Here is a 19,270-nt window from a genome sequence, read left to right as displayed (position 1 = left end):
CTTAGATAAAGGAATCCTGCATGCTGTCTTTCTTCTCACGGACATAGGCGCGCAGCGCCTCGTCGATGGCAGGGTCCAGATGCGGTTGCTGATAGTCGTTCAACTGCTTCTCGACCCGCGCCGTCGCAAGCGCCACGGTGTCGCGCTCGCCCTCATCCGCCCACGTCTCGAACGGTTTGTAGTCGAACAGATCAGACCGCCAGAACGCTGTCTTGAAGTTGTTTTGCGTGTGCTCGCAGCCCAGGAAATGGCCACCCGGCCCGACTTCGCGCAATGCCCCCATGGCTTGCGCGTTTTCGTCAATGCTCACGCCCTTGGCGAAGTGGTGCAGCGCGCCAAGTTGATCGGCGTCCATCACGAATTTCTCGAAAGACGAAACCAGCCCGCCCTCCAGCCAGCCGCAGCCGTGAAGCATGAAGTTCACGCCTGATAGCAGACCCATATTCAGGCTGTTTGCAGTCTCATAGGCTGCCTGCGCGTCAGGTAGCTTGGAGCCGCAGAACGATCCAGCGGAGCGGTATGGCAGACCAAGGCGACGCGCCAACTGACCCGCCCCATAGGTAATGTGGGACGCTTCAGGCGTTCCGAATGTCGGCGCTCCGGAGTTCATGTCGATGGACGTCACAAACGCACCCATGATCACCGGCGCCCCTTTACGCACCAACTGGCTGTAAGCCACACCGGCCAGCACTTCTGCCAGCACCTGTGTCAAGGTCCCAGCGACTGAGACCGGTGCCATCGCCCCGCCAACAATGAACGGGGAGATAATGCAGGCCTGATTAGCGCGCGCATAGACTTCCAGTGCACCCATCATGATCGAGTCAAACGTCATCGGAGAGTTGATGTTGATCAGCGACGTCATCACCGTGCGCCCGTCAAGGCCACCAAACAGAATCTCGCACATATCGACAGAGTCCTGCGCGCGCGAAGGCTCTGTCACCGACCCCATGAACGGCTTGTCGCTTAGCGACATATGCGCGTAGAGCATATCCAGGTGACGCTTGTTTACGGGAACATCCGTAGGTTCGCAGACCGTCCCGCCGGAGTGATGCAGCCACTTGGACATATAGCCCAGCTTCACGAATTTGTTGAAATCGGCCATCGTCGCGTAGCGACGTCCGCCCTCGGCGTCACGCACGAAGGGTGGTCCATAGACCGGTGCGATGACAAGGTTCTTGCCGCCGATCTCCACTGAACGCTCCGGATTGCGGGCGTGTTGCGTGATCGTTGACGGGGCGGTTTTGCACAGCTCGCGGGCCAAACCGCGCGGGATGCGAACGCGCTCGCCATCAATTTCTGCCCCCGCTTCGCGCCACAAATCCAACGCGTAAGGGTTGTCCACAAAGTTCACGCCGATTTCGGCCAGCACCGTTTCCGCGTTTGCTTCGATGATCTGAAGGGCTTCTTCCGTCAGCACTTCGAAGTTGGGAATGTTGCGTTCGATATACTTGGCTGTCTCGACCGAGACCGCCGTACGCTCGGCGCGACGGGCAGCACCACCGCCTCCACGGGTACGTCGACGTGGTGAATCTGTATCGGACATAGCGGGCTCCCTCAATTCGTTACAAGTGTGATTACCTCAACATCCACCGGACCAAGGCCAGAAACCGCCCCTTGCGGCGAAAAAGCGACATGGCGCAACAATTATGGTCTGGCAGGTGGCCCCTTCCCCCCGTCAAGCCTCTTGCAACGCGGGGCTCAGCCTCATAATCAGCGTGCATGACAGATCATCTCATTGACCCCGCCGCCACCCATGAAAAACTGCTGATCATCGACTTCGGGTCGCAGGTCACTCAACTCATCGCGCGTCGCCTGCGCGAGTTGAATGTTTACTGCGAAATCCATCCCTACCAAAACGTTGACGACGCGTTCCTGACAGAGTTCGCACCCAAAGCCGTTATCTTTTCCGGTGGACCGTGTTCGGTGATTGATGAAGACTCCCCGCGCCCACCGGAAAGCGTTTACGATTTGGGCGTGCCGATCTTGGGTATTTGCTACGGCCAGCAGGTAATGATGCAAGGTCTTGGGGGAATGGTTGAACGGGGTCATGGCACCGCAGAGTTTGGCCGCGCTTACGTGGTTCCCCATGGGGAACTCGAGCTGTTGCAAGGCTGGTTTCTAACGGAAAAAGAACAGGTCTGGATGAGCCACGGCGACCACGTCTCGAAAATCGCACCGGGGTTCGAGGTTTACGGCACGTCGCCAAATGCGCCGTATGCGATCACCGCCGATGTGAGCCGCAACTTCTACGCCGTGCAGTTCCACCCCGAGGTTCACCACACACCGAACGGTGCAAGGCTTTACGAAAACTTCGTGCGCATGGCGGGCTTCAGCGGCGACTGGACCATGGGCGCATACCGCGAACAGGCGATCGCTGCAATCCGCGAACAAGTTGGCACCAGCCACGTCATTTGCGGCCTGTCAGGCGGTGTAGATTCGTCGGTCGCCGCGGTACTGCTGCACGAAGCTATCGGCGACCAGCTAACATGCGTCTTTGTTGACCACGGGTTGCTGCGCAAGGGGGAGGCCGAAGAGGTCGTCACCATGTTCCGCGACAATTATAACATGAAGCTGATCCACGCAGACGAACAGGAATTGTTCTTGGGCGAGCTGGACGGGCAATCCGACCCCGAAACCAAGCGCAAGATCATCGGCAAGCTGTTCATCGACGTGTTCCAGAAATATGCCAACGAGATCGACGACGCCAAATTCCTTGCCCAAGGGACGCTTTATCCCGACGTGATCGAAAGCGTCAGCTTCTCTGGCGGACCTTCGGTGACGATCAAGTCGCACCACAATGTCGGCGGACTGCCCGAGAAGATGGGCCTGAAGCTGGTCGAGCCACTGCGTGAATTGTTCAAAGACGAAGTGCGCGCGCTCGGCACCGAACTGGGCCTGCCCAAATCGTTTATCGGTCGGCACCCTTTCCCCGGACCGGGCCTTGCCATTCGCTGCCCCGGCGAGATCACCCGCGCCAAGCTCGATATCCTGCGCGAAGCAGATGCGGTCTATATCGACCAGATCCGCAAGCACGGGCTCTATGATGATATCTGGCAAGCGTTCGTTGCGATCCTGCCCGTTAAGACTGTCGGCGTTATGGGCGACGGTCGCACCTATGACTATGCCTGCGCCCTGCGCGCGGTGACATCGGTCGATGGTATGACCGCCGATTACTTCCCGTTTGACCACGATTTCCTTGGCGAGACCGCCACGCGGATCATCAACGAAGTGCCGGGCATCAACCGCGTCACCTATGACATCACCTCGAAGCCTCCGGGCACCATCGAGTGGGAATAGGCTAGGTTAATACGAAGTTTTTCGACGCCGCGACTGCGCGTTGGAATCGCTCGACCGGAAGGGATATTCCCGCTTCAGGCTGAATTGAGCCGAATTGCGAGGTCGGTTGTAGGTCGATCCCCATCGGAACTGCCGTGAGACCGATCGTTCCTAATCCCGTCAGCTCCGGCATTTCAGCGGGCCGGATTTCCCGTTCTGTCACATCCGCCAGAAACTGAGTGAAATACTGGTTCTGGCTCATGCCGCCGTCAATGGCCAAAGCGCCCGATATCTGGATGCAGGTGTTCATAGCGTTCACCACCTCTGACGCTCTTAATGCGACACCTTCCAGAATGGACTGCACCATTTGCGCAGGGCCATGGTCGATGGAAAGTCCCAGCCAGATGCCGCGCGCATCTGGGTTCCAGTGCGGGCAGCCCAACCCCGCCAAGGCTGGTACGAAAACAAGGCCTTTTTCGAGTGCGGATGGTCGTACGAAATCGTTGATCTGGCCGAAATTCTCGAACAATCCGAGTGACTTGGCCCAGTTGAGAGCCGCACTGGCGGTGTAGACCCCGCCATCCAAAGCAAAGACCGGTTTTTCACCGTCTAACTGCCAAGCGACCGTTGGGAGCAATCCCATTTCCGGTTTGTTAACGATCTCAGCGCCCGTTACCATCAACGCGAACGCACCTGTGCCGAACGTGATCTTTGCGTCGCCTGTCTTGCGACACCCGAACCCGTAGAGCGCCGCTTGCTGATCGACGACGCTGGCCGTCACCGGAACCCTTCCATGAGCCGTTTCAATCGCGCCGAAATCACCGGTCGTCGGAACAATTTGCGGCAAACACTCCATCGGGACACCGAACAAGTCGCACAGGGTTTCATCCCATTCGAGCCGTTCCAAATTCATTAACGACGTGCGGCTTGCGGTGGTGACATCTGTTACGAATCGGCCCGTCAACCGGTCGAGGAAAAATGCATCGGTCGTCCCTAGCCTTAAGGTGCCACGCTTCCTCGCCTCTTGTACGGGCGTGCTGTTCCGAATGATCCAACCCAGTTTGCTGGCGGAAAAATATGGATCAAGCGGCAACTTGGCACGTGCCATCACCTCGGCCTCGTGCCCGTCTGCTTTAAGGGCGGCGATTTGCCCTGAAGTGCGATTGTCCTGCCAGACGAGAACCGGCGTCAGCGCCTCCTTCGTCACCACATCCCATGCCAAGCAGCTTTCGCCTTGGTTATCGATGCCGATGGCGTCGATGGGTCCAACCGCGTCGATACAGGCCCGAATGTTGGCGATCAGTTCTTCGGGATCATGCTCCACCCAGCCTTCGTGCGGATAGAATTGCTGGTGCTGGACCGCGTGAACGACCTGCGGCACGCCTTCGGGCGACAGTGTTAGTATGCGCGTGCTGGTCGTGCCCTGATCTAGTCCTGCGAGTCTCATACATCCCCCTCCGTCGTCACCACCCAGCCGTAATTTCGCGACCTGTCAAGCGGCAGCGACCACCTCAAGGCAGTGAATCCACGCAAAGTTCGTCCGTTACTGCTCTGTTTTTGATCATTTAATGATTATATTTGACCATTTGGTCACCGATTTGTTTACAAGTTTCAACACCTTGCTACAGTTGGAGCAGGTAGCTTGTGGGGGATGCCGCGTGTCGAGGACAAAAAAACTTAGCAAGATAAACGGGTTGATCGCTCAATGAGCGTCGTAGTCCTACAGTCGGCCGGCGCTCTATGCTGAAAATTGCCACGACTTATGTGCGCGTTGTCGATCGGGTGAACTACGTCCTCGGTCGGATCATGATGTATAGCCTGTTCGCGATGATTGCGATTTTGCTGTGGTCGACGATTTCCAAACAGATGTTCGTTGTCCCGTCCTACTGGACGCTGGAAATGGCGCAGTTTGCGCTTGTGGCCTATTATCTGGTGGGCGGCCCCTACTCTATCCAGATGGGATCAAACGTGCGGATGGACCTGTTTTATGGTGAATGGTCAGATCGCAAGAAGGCGTGGGTCGACAGCTTCACCGTGCTGCTGCTGATCTTTTATCTGGGGGTGCTGCTTTACGGCGGGATCGATTCCACCCGCTATTCCCTTGAGTATAACGAGCGCGCACCGACCCTGTGGCGGCCCCTGTTATGGCCTGTCAAAACAGTCATGTGCTTCGGTATTTTCATGATGTTACTTCAAGCAGTTTCCGAGCTGATCAAAGACATCGCTAAACTCCGCGAGGTCGAGCTTTAATGTCTTATGAACTGATCGCCATTTTGATGTTCTCGTCGATGATGCTGATGCTGATGACGGGGCAGCGGGTGTTCGGCGCGATTGGCGGCATCGCCTCAATTGCGGCGCTGACGCTTTGGGGGACCGGCGGGTCCGACATTCCGTTTTCTGCCGCCATGAAGGTGATGAAATGGTATCCGATGCTGACCCTGCCAATGTTCATCTTCATGGGCTACGTGCTGTCAGAAAGCCGCCTTGCCGATGACCTTTACAAGATGTTCCACGTCTGGATGGGGCCGATCAATGGCGGGCTGGCAATTGGCACCATCGGGCTAATGGTGCTGATCTCGGCCATGAACGGATTGTCGGTCGCAGGCATGGCCATCGGGGCGACCATTGCCCTGCCCGAACTCCTCAAACGGGGGTATGACAAACGAATGGTGACCGGCGTTGTGCAAGCCGGATCATCGTTAGGAATTTTGGTGCCGCCCTCGGTCGTGCTCGTTCTCTACGCGATGATCGCGCGCCAACCGGTGGGGCAGCTTTGGCTGGCGGGCATTCTTCCCGGGTTGATGATGGCGGGCCTGTTTATTCTCTACATCTACATCCGTTGCCGCATTCAGCCAGAGCTTGGGCCTGCGCTTAGCGAAGAGGATGTCAGCAGCGTTCCGCGGGCGGAAAAGATACGCTTGCTTGGGGCCGGCCTGCTTCCGCTGACGATATTTGCGTCCATGATGGTGCCATTCCTGAATGGCTGGACAAGCCTTGTCGAGAGCTCTGCCATTGGCGCCTTGGCGGCCTTTATCGCAGCTGTGCTGAAAGGCCGGATGACACGCGAGGTGTTCGAGACCTCCACCCGCATGACGTTGGCCATCTCGTGCATGTTCATGTGGATCGTGTTGGCGGCACTCGGCTTTGGCGCGGTATTTGACGGCTTGGGCGCGGTGAAGGCGATTGATAACCTATTCACCGAGCAATTGGGTCTGGACCCGTGGGTGATCTTGATCCTGATGCAATTGTCGTTCCTGCTGATGGGCACCTTCCTTGATGACACAGCCATGCTGGTCATCGTGGCACCCCTATACGTGCCGTTGGTCAAGGTGCTGGGGTTCGATCTGATCTGGTACGGCGTACTTTACACCATCACCACGCAGATCGCCTATATGACGCCGCCCTTCGGCTACAACCTGTTCTTGATGCGGGCGATGGCCCCGCCGGAGATCGGGATCAAAGACATCTATTCCTCCATCATTCCCTTTGTCTTGGTGATGCTGGGGTCCCTTATTCTGATCATGGTGTTCCCGCAAATCGCCATGTGGCTCCCCAACTATGTCTACGGAAAATAACAAACCCATTTCGAGAGGCAGTCCATTTTTGCAATCGGCCCCTGAGCAAGGTCAAACAAGGAGAGTACTATGACTTCCAGACGTAAGTTCCTGACGACAGCGACAATTGGTGGCGCAGCCGCCCTTGCCGCTCCGAGCGTGGTCAAAGCGCAGGCCCCTATCAAGTGGCGCCTACAAACCTACTCCGGCGCCCCTCTTGGCGCTCACGTGGTCAAGCCGCAGATCGAGGCGTTCAATAAGGCCGCCAACGGCGAGATGGAAATCGAACTGTTCTACGCGGACCAGCTGGTCCCAACGGGCGAGCTGTTCCGCGCGCTTCAAAACGGCACGCTCGACGCGGTGCAATCGGACGATGCGACCATGGCGTCGCCTGCGGATATCTCCGACTTCGGCGGCTACTTCCCGTTCTCTTCGCGCTACAGCCTCGACCTTCCTGTGCTGTTCAATCGCTACGGTCTGAACGAAATCTGGCAAGAGGCCTATGACGACATTGAAGGTGTCGAGTGGCTGGGTGCCGGTGCTTGGGATCCGCTGCACATCTTCACCACCGAGAAAAAGATTGAATCGCTTGAAGACATGCGCGGCCTGCGTGTGTTCGGCGTGCCAACCGCAGGGCGCTTCCTGTCACGCTATGGCATGATCCCTGTCACGGTGCCGTGGGAAGACGTGGAAGTCGCGCTGCAAACCGGCGAGCTGGACGGCGTTGCATGGTGTGGATTCACCGAAGCCTATGAAGTTGGCTGGGCGGATATCTGCAAATATGCGCTGCTGAACAACGTAACCGGCGCGTGGTGCGGATCTTATTTTGCCAACAGTGACAGCTGGGCCAAGGTGCCACCGCATTTGCAAGAGTTGTTCAAGATGTCGATGGACCAGTCGCACTACTACCGCCAGGTTTGGTATTGGGGCGGCGAAGCCGATCTGCGCGTCAATGGCGACAAGTTGGAACTGTCCACCATCCCTGCCGAGGAATGGGAAACAGTCGTCGGGGATGCGGCCGGCTTCTGGGATGAGCTGGCATCGCGCAACGAGAGGTCAGCGCGTGTCATCGAAATCTTCAAGAAATACCGTGACACCATGCAAAAGGCGGGCGTTCCCTACCGCTATTAAGTTTGAAACCTTCGAGCGGGCTGCGTGTCTGGCCCGCTCGTCTTCCCCATTCCGTTGCAATTCGGCTTGACCATTCTTCCGGAAGCAGCTTTGCAGTCGGGATGACGATTTTACCCCGCTCAGATATGCGTTTGGCTGCCCTCTGGATGACGGGTGCTATTGTGTCGTTTTCGGCCATGGCCGTCGCCGGGCGTAAAGTCACTGCGGAGCTTGATACGTTCGAGCTGATGACCTACCGCTCGATAATATCGTTGGTCTTGGTCTTGGCCATTGCTGCGTACGCAGGAACGCTTAACCAGATCAACGCCCGCAGCATTCGTCTTCATACCATCCGGAACCTTTCGCATTTTGCAGGCCAGAACATGTGGTTTGCAGCGATCACAATGATCCCGCTGGCACAGGTGGTGGCGCTTGAATTCACCTCCCCGATCTGGGTGGCCTTGTTGGCACCGTTCTTTCTTTCGGAGCGCCTGACCCCGCTCAGGATATTTGTCGCGATCCTTGGCTTTGTCGGCGTGCTGGTTGTCGCCCGTCCGGATGTGAGCCATATCGAACTAGGCTCGCTGCTAGCTTCAGGGGCTGCGATCGGGTTTGCGGGCTCCGCTATTGCGACGAAGCGCCTGACGCGGCACGAGTCTATTACCTGCATTCTATTCTGGCTGGCGCTTATGCAGGCGTTTTTCGGGCTTGTTACTGCGGGTTGGGATGGTCAGATCACTGTACCATCCGTGAAGCTGCTGCCTTGGGTTGCGCTTGTTTCTGTTACCGGGTTGGGTGCTCATTTCTGCCTGACGACGGCGCTGAGGCACGCCCCTGCGGTCATCGTCATGCCGATGGATTTCGCCCGCCTACCGCTTGTTGCGATGCTGGGAATCGCCTTCTTTTCGGAGACGGTCGATATTTGGGTTTTCGTTGGAGCGGCGATTATTTTTGGCGCAAACTACCTGAACATTGCCGCTGAGGCGCGTCGCAACAAGGCGTTGACCTAAGGGAAATGTGCGCTTTTAGCCACGCCTGAGGGACTGCGCCGCAAATTCTGCAGGCAAAACGACTGTGACGCTGGGTCATAAATTGACGCGAGCGGAATGTCGCCCCTAGGGTGGGCCAAAGTCATATTCAAGTGTTTCGGGGAGGAAACCATGAAGAACTTCGTAAGCGCCGCAGCAATGCTTGCCGCAACCACATCTCTCGCGTCAGCCGGCGGCATCGACCGTTCTGGCCAAGGCATTGGAATCATCTTCGAAAAAGGCAACTACGCCGAGCTGTCCTTCGGGTCGATTTCCCCGACTGTCTCTGGTGTCGGCGCTGGTACAGCCCCGAACCCTGCGCAGCCTACGCCGGGTCAGGCTTCGGGGAATATGTCGGGCGATTACACGCTCGTCGGATTGGGTTACAAATACCAGTTCAACGACAAAGTGTCGTTCTCGCTTATTTACGATCAGCCGTTTGGCGCGGATGTAAACTATCCAGCAGCAACGACTTACTTCGCACGTGGCTCCACAGCGACGCTAAAATCCAGCGCGATCACGGGTCTGCTGCGGTATCAGATTGACGAAAACTTCAGCGTCCATGGCGGCTTGCGCTACCAGTCTCTTGAAGCTGTAGCTTCGATCCCGTTTGTTGGTGGCTACACGGCATCCGCTGCAAAAGACTACGGCGTCGGCTATGTATTCGGTGGTGCGTATGAGCGCCCCGACATCGCACTGCGCGTCGCCCTTACCTACTCGTCCGAAGTCTCGCATGCTCTGTCCACTGTCGAAGGTGGTCCGGTTCCAGGAACCACGACGACCAATGTGGATACCCCGCAATCGCTGAACCTGGACTTCCAAACGGGCATCGCAGCCGACACGCTTTTGTTCGGTTCGATCCGCTGGGTTGACTGGAGTGACTTCCGCATTGCGCCACGGGGCTATGGCTTGGCAACCGGCAATGCGTTGGTGTCCTACGCCGATGACGTGATCACCTACAACATCGGTGTCGGTCGTCGGTTCAACGAGAACTGGTCCGGTGCGGTTTCGCTTGGGTATGAGAAATCCAATGGTGGGTTCTCGTCCAACCTTGGCCCAACAGATGGCAACATCAGCCTTGGCCTTGGCGGCACCTACACGAACGGTGGGATCAAAGTCACCGGCGGCGTGCGTTATATCAAAATCGGCAATGCACAAACTACGCTTGGTGGTGGCCTTCCTGCGTCGAACTTCAACGACAACAAAGCAATCGCTGTCGGCTTTAAGGTCGGTTACAGCTACTAATCCTACGCGACCTATGCGTTACAAAGCGCCCGATCAGATTGATCGGGCGCTTTTTCTTTGCTTTGCGCAGTATTCGGGTCGCGGTTTGATACCCTTCCCTGCTTGATGGCCAAATGAACGCTCAAAAAACAATGTCCACCCAAGCATGGGTCGAATTGGCGCTACTTGCCGTCATCTGGGGCGGCTCGTTCCTGTCCATACGCCTTGCCCTGAATGAAGTTCCGGTCATGACCGCTGTCGCGCATCGGGTGTTTTGGGCGATGCTTGTGCTTTGGGCCTATATCCTGCTTCGCAAGCTCCCCGTGCCGCGAAGCTTGAGGCTTTGGGCGGCCTTTCTGGTCATGGGGGTGCTGAACAATGTCATTCCCTTCGCGCTTATGGCGTGGGGACAGCTGCATATCGAGACCGGGCTTACCTCCATTCTGAACGCCACCACCGCAATTTTCGGGGTGGTCGTGGCCTCCGTCGTATTTGCCGATGAGCGCCTGACGCTGAACCGTGCCGTTGGTGTCGTCCTCGGGTTCTTTGGTGTGGCAACTGCAATCGGTTTGGAAAACTTGTTAAAGTTTGACATTCGCTCCACCGCGCAACTTGCTGTTTTGGCTGGAACTTTATCGTATGCGTTTGCTGGCGCGTGGGCGCGGCGGATGCTGACAGGCTTACGGCCTCAAGTCGCGTCAGCCGGAATGCTGACCGGATCCGCCCTTGTCATGGTGCCCTTGGCGATTGCGGTGGACGGCACACCATCGTTCCAACTCAGCGCTACCGCGTGGGGCGCGATAGGGTACTACGCAATTATCGCCACGGCATGTGCCTACCTGCTCTATTACCGTATCCTTGCAATGGCAGGCAGCGGCAATCTGATGATCTGCACACTGCTTGTCGCACCCGTGGCGATCATACTCGGCGCAGTTGTGCTGGGCGAGGAACTGGCCTCTAGAGCATATGCCGGCTTTGCGCTTCTTGCCTTGGGACTGCTGGTGTTGGATGGCCGCATCTTTGCGTTTTTCCGCAAAGCCCCCTAGCAAGCGCGCGTTTGCCCCGCTACCTATTTGCGCGGGGACAAGGAGCGACGCGCATGATCTACAATTCTGGCCAGGACTGGCTGCAAGCTGACGGAAAAAAAGTGCTGTTCTTCGGCATGTCCGGTCTTGGAAAAACCCATGTTTCCAACATGTTGCGCGCCTCGGGTGAGTGGTTTCATTATAGCGCCGATTACCGCATTGGCACTCGCTATATGGGTGAATACATCACCGATAATTTCAAACGCCGCGCGATGCAGGATCCGTTTCTGGCTGAGCTTCTGCGTTCGGACAGCATCTATATTGCGTCGAACCTGACCTTCGAGGACCTGTCGCCCTTGTCAACATATCTGGGCAAGCCCGGAAATCCTGACTTGGGCGGCCTCAGCTTCGCGGAATATCAAAAACGTCAGGCGCAACATCACCGCGCCGAAGTCGCGGCGCTGTATGATACGGCGCATTTCATCGACCGCGCCAAGGACCTTTACGGATACAGCAATTTCGTGTGCGACAGTGGTGGCTCAACCTGCGAGGTTGTTGATCCTTTCAATCCCGAAGACCCGTTGCTGACCGAGCTTGCCAAGAACCATCTGATGGTCTGGATTGAAGGCTCTAGCGACCATGAGGCGGAACTGGTGCGTCGCTTTAAACGCGCACCGAAACCGATGTGTTACCGGCCGGAGTTCCTGAAGGAGTTGTGGCAAGAGTATCTGGACAATCACAAATGCGCCGAGGAAGAGGTTAATCCGAACGATTTCATGACCTTCACCTACGCTCGCGCCATTTCGCAAAGAGAGCCGCGCTACCGTGCGATGGCCGATAATTTCGGGATCAAAGTTTCTCATACCGATCTGGGCAAGGTCACCGCGCCCGAAGGTCTCGACGAGTTGATCGCGGCTACCCTTGGCAACAATGCCTGATCGACCTAGTTAACAAAGCCCAAACCTAACGGACGCATTTTATGCCCATCAAGCTGCCCTCGTCTGCACTTCCTGCCTATACCGTGCTTTCGCGCGAGGGCGTGAGCGTGATGAGCGAGGATCAGGCAGCGCGTCAGGATATCCGGCCCTTGCGGATCGCGTTGCTGAACCTGATGCCGAAGAAAATCCAGACGGAAAACCAGTTTGCACGGTTGATCGGTGCAACGCCATTGCAGATCGAGCTGTCGCTCATACGCATGTCGGAGCATCAAACCAAGACCACCGCGGCCGAGCATATGGAGGAGTTCTATCGCCCTTTCCAAGAGGTTAAGGACGAGAAGTTCGATGGGCTCATCATCACCGGAGCCCCGATCGAGCATCTGCCCTTTGAGGGTGTCACGTATTGGGAAGAGTTGCGCGAAGTCATGGACTGGACGCAGACCAATGTGCACTCCACCTTCGGCGTATGCTGGGGCGGGATGGCGATGATCAACTATTTCCACGGCGTGAAAAAACATCTGCTGAATGAAAAGCTGTTCGGCTGCTTCCGTCACTCCAATTTGGACCCCGCTTCGCCTTATTTGCGCGGGTTCTCGGATGATTGCGTGATCCCCGTGTCGCGTTGGACCGAAATGCGCCAAGACGAAATCGACGCCGCCGACGGGTTGATCACCTTGCTTGGCAGTGAAACTGCTGGGCCGTGTTTGGTGGAAGACCGCAAGCATCGTGCGATATATATCTTCAACCACTTCGAATATGACAGTTGCACGTTGAAGGAAGAGTATGAGCGCGACGTCAAGGCCGGGACGGCGATTAATGTACCATGCAACTACTACCCTGACGACGACCCAACCAAGAAGCCGATGAACCGCTGGCGCAGCCACGCACATCTGCTTTATGGCAACTGGATCAACGAGATATACCAGACAACGCATTTTAATCTGGACGAAATCGGTGCTTAAGCTCGCGCTGATCGCACTGGTTTTGGGCGTCGCTGGTTGCGGGATCGCTTTGGACAAGCGGATCAAGGCCCGCACTGCCAAGGCACTGGTGGAACATCCGCCCACGGGCCAAATTCTGGATGTGAATGGAACGCCTGTGCACGTGCATATCGAGGGCAAAGGTCCCGATGTCATCTTGATCCACGGGGCTGGCGGGAACTGGCAAGATTTCACATTCTCATTGATCCCGAAACTGAAGGGCGAGTTTCGGCTTATCGCGATCGACCGCCCTGCTCACGGCCATACGGGACGGATTGCCAACCGGAAAGGCGACGTGGAATCCCTGAACGAGCAGGCTGATCTGATACATGCCACGGCTCGGTTGCTGGGTGCCGAGAAGCCGCTTATTCTGGGCCAAAGCTATGGTGGTGCCGTCGCATTGGCCTATGCCCTCAGACATCCGGACGATAGCGCGGGCCTGCTTATCGTGTCAGGCGTATCTAACCCGTGGAATGGTGATCTGGATATCTGGTATCGCCTCACGGACAGCTGGTTTGGGCGGAATGTGCTTATTCCAATGACCTCGGCTTTCGCCAACGACCAAAAGGCAAATGAGACGCTGGAGGCCATTTTCGCGCCCGACCCTGCTCCGGAAGGGTATCTGGAGCATATGGGCTACGGTCTGGCCATTCGCCCCAGTCAATTGAAGACCAACGCTATGATGGTGAACACGCTCTTGCCACAGATCAAAGAGCAGTCCCGGCACTATGGCGACCTCAAGCTACCGGTCGAGATCATTCACGGGACGGCAGATACCATTGTTGGCCACGACATCCATGCACTTCCACTGTCGAAACAGCTGCCGGATGCGCGACTGACGACACTTGAGGGCGTTGGCCACATGCCCCACCACGCGGATGAGCCAAGCACAATCGCGGCGCTGCGCAGATTGGCAAAACGCGCTGGCCTGCAATAGCTTAAGGCTTCATAGTACAGCCGAATTCAAACGAACGAGGCCTCTATGACCCTGCCTTTCGACGGTGCCATTTCGAAATTCTACAACGAAGAAATCCCCGAGGGTGTTCGCGACGCGATACGTAATGCGGAAAAAGACGATATTCTGGCGCAAAGCTATCCCTATGAGCAGCGCATGGACCGAGACGATTACGACGACACCATGAAGCGGCTTCAGGTGGAATTGATGAAGTTACAGGCATGGGTCAAAAAGGAAGGCAAGCGAGTCGCCATCGTGTTTGAGGGCCGAGATGCATCGGGCAAAGGCGGAACTATCAAGCGGTTCCGCGAGAACATGAACCCACGCAATTGCAAGATCGTAGCCCTGTCCAAGCCGACCGATGAGGAACGTGGTCAGTGGTATTTCCAACGATATGTCAAACACATGCCGACCGCAGGACAAATCACCTTGTTCGACCGCAGCTGGTACAATCGCGGCGTCGTCGAAGACGTGTTCGGCTTTTGCGCCGTCCGCGAACGGCAACATTTCTTTGCGCAAGTTCCCGACTTCGAGAAAATGCTGGTTGATGACGGGATCATCCTGATCAAGCTGTGGCTGAATGTCGGTCGTGCAGAGCAGCTTCGCCGGATGCTTGCCCGCGAGAAAGACAAGCTCAAGCAATGGAAGCTCTCCACGATTGATGTGGAAGGCCTGCACAAATGGGACGCGTATTCCGAGGCCATTTCCGAGACATTTGAAGCCTCTGATACGGCACATGCGCGGTGGACGGTTATCCGGTCCGACGACAAGCGACGTGCGCGTATCTCGGCGTTGCGCAAGGTGCTGAATTCGATCCACTACACCAACAAGGATGACAGCATCGCGATCCGTCCAGACGACTCTATTTGCGGCGGCGTGGATATGTGGAATCCAAATGCCTAAACGCGGCTATCACCACGGCAACCTCAAGCAAGCGCTTGTAGAGGCCACCTTGCGTTTGATCGAGGACAAGGGACCTACGGGCTTCACGGTGGCGGAGGCGGCCAAGCTTGCGGGGGTCACCCCCGCTGCGGTCTACCGCCACTTTGAAGGCCGTGAGGCGTTGATTGCAGAATGCGCTTTGCAAGGGCACCGGATTTTTGGTGACCTGATGGAGCATGCCTACGCCGATGGCCGGCCCACTGCACTCAAGGCGTTCGAGGCGACGGGGCGCGCCTACCTTGCTTTCGCCCGGAAGTTCCCCGGCCACTACATGGCAATGTTCGAGAGCGGCGTAAACTTGCAAGCCAACCCTGCGCTGGCCACCGCAGCGGATCGCTCGCGCGGTGTCCTGGAACGGGCGGCCCAGAAGCTGTCAGAACGCATCCCCGAGGATATGCGCCCCCCTGCGACGATGTTCTCAAGTCATATTTGGGCACTCTCTCATGGCGTGGTGGAGCTGTTCGCGCGTGGCACCCCCGGCTCCAAATCGCCCTACCCGCCCGATGAGTTGCTAGAGGCTGGTATCGGGATATATTTGCGCGGGTTGGGTCTCATCGAGCCGGACAGCTAAATTAGCAAAACGGGTTGGAAACAGTGCGTTTCAGAGGCCATAGAACTTTGACTTTCCAATGAAAATTACGATAGCGTGGGCATAGATTATATGCTCTGCACCGAGGTACCCCAATGATTTCCGGACTTTTGCTTGCCGCGATTGGGGGAACCTACGCGTCCACCTTCATTAACTTGGACAGGCCAACGGCCGGTGACAACGACATCTTTGGCACCGATGAAGATGAATATGCCAATGGCGGACCCGGTGATGATTTCATCTATGGCGGTGGTGGCAACGACCTTCTTATTGGAGGCACGGGTGATGACATCATTGACGGCAGCAGCGGGAATGACGGAATTGCTGGCGGCGAAGGGGATGATCGCCTGTTCGGAGGGCGTGGCAATGACGAGATCGCCGGAGGCGACGATGCCGACTACATGATCGGCGGGCGTGGTTCTGACACACTGATCGGTGGGTCGGGTCACGATACAATCTTTGGCCAACGCGAAGACGACGACATTTATGGCGAGTCTGGCGACGACTACATCGGTGCAGGGCGCGGAAACGATCTTGTGATCGGAGGCGCTGGTAACGACCAGATAGACGCCAATCTTGGTCACGACACGGTCAACGGCGGGTTTGGTGACGACGCGATCTATGGCGGGCAAGGCAACGACGTGCTGGCTGGCAACGAAGGCAACGACAGAATTACCGGCGGTGCGGGCAATGACGAGCTCAGCGCGGGTGCCGGCTTTGACGACCTCGACGGTGGTCGTGGCGATGACATTTTGCGTGGTGGTGAAGGGACGGATTACCTTGATGGCGGCAAAGGCAACGACATCCTTGTAGCCGGTGTCGATACGGATTGGCTAGAAGGTGGCGATGGCAACGACATTCTGGTTGCGTTGAACGGTGGCGGCGCGGACGAGCTTTTCGGCGGTGAAGGGGACGATCTGTTCGTAGTTGCCAAGGATAGTTCTGCGACGATCTACGACCACGAGGTGGGCGATCGCATCTTCGTCAACTACGACCCAACCGATGGCCCTGCCCCCTTGTTAGAGCTGCAAGATGCTGGAGACGGGTCCTTCGATCTTGTTGTTGATGGGGCGTTTTCAACGAATATCTTCAGCTCCGACCCCGAACTTTCAGTTAATGACATCGAGCTTGTTGACGCGTTGGGCAACGGCGTGAACTACGCGGCGATGACAACAGGAATTGCAAAGGGTGACGCCGTCGATGTGAATTTCGCCCCAGAACCGCAATCTGGTGAGAACATCATCGAAGGCACATCCGAAAGCGAGTGGCTGAACGGAACGTCCTATGACGACACCATACTTGCCCTTGATGGGATCGACACAGTTCACGGCGAAAGCGGCGATGATGTGATCGATGGCGGTGGGGATGATGACTATCTCTACGGCGAAACCGGGAATGACATCCTGATAGGCGGCACGGGGGGAGACTTCGCTTACGGGCAAGAGGGTGACGACCTTCTTCTGGCGAACAGTGATGGCGACACTGATGTTCTGGTCGGTGGTGAGGGTCAGGATATCTACGTTCTTGACGGCCTCGCAGACGAAGAAGAAATACAAAGCTTCGACATTGATCAGGACCAGATCATTATCGACTACCCTGCTGATGCCGCTCTTCCGGTCATCGAAATTCAACCCATCGGGTCCGGTGCCCAGATACTGGCGAACGGGGTCGAGGTTCTTGAGATATTTGGCAACGTCGAAGGTCTGACGCTTGAGCATATCGTTTTCAAAGACCTCTCTGAGGTTGAAACAACATATGCCGCCATTGATGCCGCAGCGGGTCAGACTGGCCAGGCTTATGTCCCACCACCACCGCCACCTGAGGGGATTACGCTGTCAGGTGACAGTGCTGACAACACGTTAATCGGAACCGCGGGTGACGACGTCATCGACGGTGAAGCCGGCAACGATGAAATTGACGCGCTTGGGGGGAACGACTTTATCAAGGGTGGCGCTGGCAACGACACGATCAGCGGTGGTGACGGGGATGATATCATTTCCGGACGCGCCGGAGCCGACACCATTTATGGCGGTGCTGGGAATGACACCATTGATGCGGGCACTGGCTCAAACGTCATCCATGGTGACAATGGCAACGACACAATCGCCGCCACCGGATCGACCAGTGGTGCGCTTTATGGCGATGCGGGCGATGACATCCTTATTAGTGGCAGCAACGATTTTTATAACCCTACGGGAACCCGCCTATATGGTGGCGAGGGCAATGACATTTTTGTCTTTACTGACGACACCCATTCAAGTTCCATCGGAGGGTTCGAGCCAGACAATGATCTGATTGTCATCCATTTGGCCTCTGGTGAACCTGAGCCGGACATTACCATCGACAATAGCTCCCCGTGGAATCGCCTTGAGATTGACGGCTTATACTCAATCAGCATTCTGATGGACGACAACGAGGACGGGACCGAGCGGTATCTGACGCCTGAAAACATCGTATTCCGAGACCTGTCAGAGACGGGCTACGACGCTGACGCCTTGCGAGGCGGCGCATAACGTACCCCTCCCTGCTCTAAGCCAATAAAAAGGCCACCCGCTTGGGTGGCCTTTTCCAATTTCGCAAGAACTCGAAGCTTAACGCTTGGAGAACTGGAAGCTCTTACGGGCTTTCGCTTTACCGTATTTCTTACGCTCGACCACGCGGCTGTCGCGGGTCAGGAAGCCTGCGGCTTTCAGGGCGCCACGCAAGGACGGATCATAAAGCTGCAACGCCTTGGAGATGCCGTGCTTAACCGCACCAGCTTGACCGGACAGACCGCCGCCTTTGACAGTTGCCATAACATCGAACTGATCTTCGGTGCCGGAGACGGTGAAAGGCTGGCGCAAGATCATTTGCAGCACGGGGCGTGCAAAATATGTGTTCTGCTCTTTGCCGTTCACGATGACCTTGCCGGAACCAGGTTTGATCCAGACACGGGCAACCGCGTCCTTACGCTTGCCGGTTGCATAGGCGCGGCCCAGTTCGTCACGAACGGGCTCACGGGCGATGGCCTCTGCCACGGCTGCTGCCGGGGTGACGCCTTCTGCGATGGTGTTCAACTCATCGAGGGATTGGATTTCGTCAGCCATTCTTATGCGCTCCGCGTGTTTTTCTTGTTCATGGCTTTGACGTCCAGAACTTCGGGGGATTGAGCTTCATGCGGGTGATCAGCCGATGCGTAGACACGCAGGTTGGTCATTTGCTGACGCGACAGAACCCCACCGGGAAGCATGCGCTTCACAGCTTGGATCACAACGCGCTCTGGGTGCTTGCCTTCGAGAATCTCGGCGTTCGTGCGGGACTTGATGCCGCCCGGGTGGCCAGTGTGCCAGTAGTTCGGCTTCTCGCGCTTGTTGCCGGTCAGCTGGATTTTGTCAGCGTTGATGATGATCACGTTGTCGCCCATGTCCATGTGTGGAGTGAAGGACGGCTTGTGCTTGCCACGCAGGCGCATGGCAACGATAGACGCGAGACGACCCAGAACAACGCCTTCAGCGTCGATCAGGATCCATTTCTTGTCGATATCGCTAGGAGTAGCGGTAAAGGTTTTCATGGGTTTTCCTCAAGAATTACGGCCATGGGGCTTGGAGCCCCTTGGGATGGCGTGGTTCTATAGGAACTGAGAGCGCAGTCAACGCCTTACTTCGGTATT

General features: G+C 56.7%; 17 protein-coding genes. 13 read left to right on the top strand and 4 right to left on the bottom strand.

Annotation, left to right across the window (positions count from 1 at the left end):
- Position 1: 1 nt before the first annotated feature.
- Entirely contained in the window at positions 2-1,543 is a 1,542-nt protein-coding gene (locus BDE40_RS04620) for a trimethylamine methyltransferase family protein (RefSeq protein ID WP_134013254.1), read from the bottom strand.
- A 176-nt stretch (positions 1,544-1,719) separates the two neighbouring features.
- Between BDE40_RS04620 and guaA the strand changes: the two genes are divergently transcribed.
- Positions 1,720-3,297 (top strand): glutamine-hydrolyzing GMP synthase, encoded by a 1,578-nt coding sequence (gene guaA / locus BDE40_RS04615; protein ID WP_134013252.1) that lies wholly within the window; start codon positions 1,720-1,722, stop codon positions 3,295-3,297.
- Position 3,298: 1 nt separating this feature from the next.
- On the opposite strand, the gene BDE40_RS04610 is transcribed toward guaA, so the two are convergent.
- A complete protein-coding gene (locus BDE40_RS04610) occupies positions 3,299-4,723 on the bottom strand; it encodes an FGGY family carbohydrate kinase (protein WP_134013250.1) in 1,425 nt (474 codons plus the stop codon).
- Between the two features lie 293 nt (positions 4,724-5,016).
- On the opposite strand from BDE40_RS04610, the gene BDE40_RS04605 reads away from it, so the two are divergent.
- From BDE40_RS04605 to BDE40_RS04550, 12 genes are all read left to right on the top strand, one after another.
- Positions 5,017-5,526 carry a TRAP transporter small permease subunit gene (locus BDE40_RS04605; protein ID WP_073141239.1) on the top strand — a complete coding sequence of 170 codons (510 nt, stop codon included), beginning with the start codon at positions 5,017-5,019 and terminating at the stop codon, positions 5,524-5,526.
- Complete coding sequence (locus tag BDE40_RS04600) at positions 5,526-6,851, top strand: TRAP transporter large permease (RefSeq protein WP_134013247.1); 1,326 nt, start codon at positions 5,526-5,528, stop codon at positions 6,849-6,851. The genes BDE40_RS04605 and BDE40_RS04600 overlap by 1 nt, the downstream gene beginning before the upstream one ends.
- 69 nt (positions 6,852-6,920) lie before the next feature.
- Entirely contained in the window at positions 6,921-7,961 is a 1,041-nt protein-coding gene (locus tag BDE40_RS04595; protein WP_134013245.1) for a twin-arginine translocation signal domain-containing protein, read from the top strand.
- 125 nt (positions 7,962-8,086) lie between these two features.
- Positions 8,087-8,950 (top strand): DMT family transporter, encoded by an 864-nt coding sequence (locus BDE40_RS04590; RefSeq protein WP_134013243.1) that lies wholly within the window; start codon positions 8,087-8,089, stop codon positions 8,948-8,950.
- 150 nt (positions 8,951-9,100) lie between these two features.
- The gene (locus BDE40_RS04585) at positions 9,101-10,213 is read left to right on the top strand and encodes an OmpP1/FadL family transporter (RefSeq protein WP_134013241.1); all 1,113 of its coding nucleotides are present in this window, start codon (positions 9,101-9,103) and stop codon (positions 10,211-10,213) included.
- A 113-nt stretch (positions 10,214-10,326) separates the two neighbouring features.
- A complete protein-coding gene (locus BDE40_RS04580) occupies positions 10,327-11,238 on the top strand; it encodes a DMT family transporter (protein ID WP_134013239.1) in 912 nt (303 codons plus the stop codon).
- A gap of 53 nt (positions 11,239-11,291) precedes the next feature.
- Positions 11,292-12,155 carry an ATPase gene (locus BDE40_RS04575; protein WP_134013237.1) on the top strand — a complete coding sequence of 288 codons (864 nt, stop codon included), beginning with the start codon at positions 11,292-11,294 and terminating at the stop codon, positions 12,153-12,155.
- Positions 12,156-12,196: 41 nt separating this feature from the next.
- Entirely contained in the window at positions 12,197-13,117 is a 921-nt protein-coding gene (gene metA, locus BDE40_RS04570; protein ID WP_134013235.1) for a homoserine O-acetyltransferase MetA, read from the top strand.
- Complete coding sequence (locus tag BDE40_RS04565) at positions 13,110-14,072, top strand: alpha/beta fold hydrolase (protein WP_162848027.1); 963 nt, start codon at positions 13,110-13,112, stop codon at positions 14,070-14,072. Before metA ends, BDE40_RS04565 begins: the two co-directional genes overlap by 8 nt.
- A 45-nt stretch (positions 14,073-14,117) precedes the next feature.
- Positions 14,118-14,993 carry a polyphosphate kinase 2 gene (ppk2, locus tag BDE40_RS04560; RefSeq protein ID WP_134013231.1) on the top strand — a complete coding sequence of 292 codons (876 nt, stop codon included), beginning with the start codon at positions 14,118-14,120 and terminating at the stop codon, positions 14,991-14,993.
- Positions 14,986-15,603: a TetR/AcrR family transcriptional regulator gene (locus BDE40_RS04555; RefSeq protein ID WP_134013229.1), complete on the top strand. Its 618-nt coding sequence runs from the start codon at positions 14,986-14,988 to the stop codon at positions 15,601-15,603. The genes ppk2 and BDE40_RS04555 overlap by 8 nt, the downstream gene beginning before the upstream one ends.
- Positions 15,604-15,716: 113 nt before the next feature.
- Complete coding sequence (locus BDE40_RS04550; RefSeq protein ID WP_134013227.1) at positions 15,717-18,134, top strand: calcium-binding protein; 2,418 nt, start codon at positions 15,717-15,719, stop codon at positions 18,132-18,134.
- 78 nt (positions 18,135-18,212) lie between these two features.
- Here BDE40_RS04550 and rpsI read toward each other — a convergent pair whose 3' ends face one another.
- Together rpsI and rplM are read right to left on the bottom strand one after the other, a co-directional pair.
- Positions 18,213-18,707, bottom strand: a complete 495-nt coding sequence (gene rpsI / locus BDE40_RS04545) for a 30S ribosomal protein S9 (RefSeq protein ID WP_073141228.1) — start codon at positions 18,705-18,707, stop codon at positions 18,213-18,215.
- A 2-nt stretch (positions 18,708-18,709) separates the two neighbouring features.
- Entirely contained in the window at positions 18,710-19,171 is a 462-nt protein-coding gene (gene rplM, locus BDE40_RS04540; protein ID WP_021100505.1) for a 50S ribosomal protein L13, read from the bottom strand.
- Between the last annotated feature and the right edge of the window lie 99 nt (positions 19,172-19,270).

The sequence above is a fragment of the Litoreibacter halocynthiae genome, assembly GCF_004365635.1.
GTDB lineage: Bacteria > Pseudomonadota > Alphaproteobacteria > Rhodobacterales > Rhodobacteraceae > Litoreibacter > Litoreibacter halocynthiae.
Note: the sequence above shows the minus strand (reverse complement) of the source record. Positions and strands in the feature narration are given on the sequence as shown.